Origin of the sequence: Lacihabitans sp. LS3-19 (genome assembly GCF_024343575.1) — a bacterium.
In the GTDB taxonomy this organism is placed as follows: domain Bacteria; phylum Bacteroidota; class Bacteroidia; order Cytophagales; family Spirosomataceae; genus Leadbetterella.
The window spans coordinates 1-304 of sequence record NZ_RJUA01000110.1 but is presented as its reverse complement, the minus strand read 5'-3'; the positions used below and the strand labels follow the sequence as shown (position 1 = coordinate 304).

The 304-nt window shown below is 33.9% G+C and carries 1 pseudogene; it reads left to right on the top strand.

Going from position 1 to position 304, the window contains the following annotated elements:
• Nucleotides 1–304: pseudogene (locus EGI22_RS15640) on the top strand (DDE transposase); the annotation flags it as partial.

Genomic DNA, 304 nt, shown 5'->3' with positions numbered 1-304 from the left:
TTTTGATGATGGATGCTACTTGTTATGAGGTGCATATGCGTTTTCCAACCGACGTAAAACTACTTTGGGAGTCATGTACTTTTCTTTGGGAAGAGCAAATTCCAGGACTATGCAAATTGTCACGTTTAAAAATCCCTCGTTCAAAGTTTAAAGAACAAAAAATTAAGCAAGTAGATTTCTCTAAAAAAAGGAAAATAGGCATCAAAGCTAACAAAAAGCGAGTAAAATCACTCCTCAAACTACTTAAAAAAGGACTTGATGCATATCAGAATCTTTTAGATCAAACCAAAGGTTTACATCTTTC